At 60.3% G+C, this 1,699-nt stretch carries 2 protein-coding genes; both read right to left on the bottom strand.

The features are described 5' to 3' along the window. Positions 1-679 (bottom strand): IS21-like element helper ATPase IstB (gene istB, locus ARC85_RS19615; protein ID WP_286715993.1); only part of this gene is annotated, 679 nt, incomplete at its 3' end. Continuing rightward, on the bottom strand, positions 666-1,699 hold a 1,034-nt coding region (locus ARC85_RS19610), incomplete at its 5' end, for a Mu transposase domain-containing protein (RefSeq protein WP_286715990.1). The genes ARC85_RS19610 and istB, both read right to left, overlap by 14 nt.

Here is a 1,699-nt window from a genome sequence, read left to right as displayed (position 1 = left end):
GATGGATAACCCGGTCAATGATCGGCACCGCCACGTTGTCGTCGTGGAAGAACTCACCCCAGCTGGTGAAGTCCTTGTTGGTGGTCAGGATGATGGACCGGTATTCGTACAGGCTGTTGATCAGCTGGAACAGGTTGTACCGGGCCTGCCGGGTCATGGGTAGATAGCCCAGTTCGTCGATGATCAGCAGGTCGTACTTGGCCAACTGGCTGACCCGCTTTTTCAGTTCCCCTTTCATTTCGGCCAGTTCCAGTTCTTCCACCAGATCCAGGGCATTGCGGAACAACACCCGGTAACCAGCTTCCACCGCCTTGTGGCCGATCCCGATGGCCAGGTGGGTCTTGCCCACACCCGGCGGGCCGATGAACACCAGGTTGTTCCGCTCGTCGATGAACTGGAAGTCCAGCAAGGCATTTACCTGACGTTTGGTAATGGTGGTCTGGTGCCGGTAGTCGAAGCCCTCCAGGCGCTTCTCGGCAGGGAACGCGGCCATCTTCCGGTTCCGGCGGATGCGCTTGTCCTGGCGCTGAGTCATCTCATGTTCGGCAAGCCTGTCCGCGAAGCTCAGATAAGACATCTCGTTGGCTTCTGCCTCAGACAGCAGATTCGTTAATTCATCAGCGGCTGCGCTCAGACGCAGGCTGCGGTATCGGGCCACGGTTTGCTCAAGCTGGCTCATGGGTCACCCCCTGGCCACTGGAGTGGCCAAGACGCTGGTAGGCACTCAGATCCAATGCTTGCTTGGGTTGCGGTAACGGCTCCGGCTGTCGCTCCCGCAGAACGGCGGCCTGGGCCGCTTCCAGGTAGCTTTGCAGTCGTGTGGCGGTCATGCCGGGGCGCTCTGCCAGCGTCGTGATCAACACGGAATCCACGGGTTCGTGGCGCTTGAGCAAGTCGCGGGCAGCCACCAACTGATCCTTGTAGATCTTGGGCTCGGAGCGTTTGAGCTGCTGGCACAACCGATGCCCGACATCACTGCCGATCCGGGCGCTGATGTCGGCTTCCAGCTTGCTCACGCGCTGGGCATGATCCCGGTAGTGATGGGTGTTCTTGATCACCTTGCCCTTGTCCGTACACAGGCCATGACTGGCGATGACGTCGCCTGTGCTCAGGTCGCTGATGTGCAGTTGGCCGCCGGACTCCAGAACGCCCACCCGGGCCTGTTGCCAGGCCATGGGCACGGAGTATTTGTTGGCCTTCCAGGCGATCAGGCCGGTCTTGTCGGCTCTTCGTGTCTCCCGGGCCACAGACTGCACGCACGCCGGTGACAGATAGGCCGCCAGATGTTCTCGTTCATCCTGCTCGAACCGCTCCCGGGGTGGTTCTCCGGTGGTGCCGTGGATGCGGACATTGGCCACACTCTCAACCCAGTCCTGCACGTGCTGACACACGTGTTCCTGGTCCCGGAAGACCTCGCCGTAAAGGCAGTCCTGTTTGACGTATTTTACGCCGGCTTCCACCTTGCCCTTGCTCTCCGGGTCATAGCCTTCGCAGGCATGGATCCGGAACCCGGCGGTGGTGGCATACTCATGGAAACGTTGGTTGAGAGTCAGTTCCCGGTACTGCTCGTTGATCACCACCAGCTTGGTCTGATCGTAAACGCATTCCTCCGGCAGACCGCCAAAGTACCGCAAGGCTTCATCGTGGAGCTGGATAAAGGTCTGGGTATCCAGCGGCCGGAAGGCCAGACCCACGTACA

The sequence above is a fragment of the Marinobacter sp. tcs-11 genome (assembly GCF_002049515.1).
Taxonomy (GTDB): domain Bacteria; phylum Pseudomonadota; class Gammaproteobacteria; order Pseudomonadales; family Oleiphilaceae; genus Marinobacter; species Marinobacter nauticus.
This window is presented reverse-complemented; position numbering and strand designations above follow the sequence as displayed.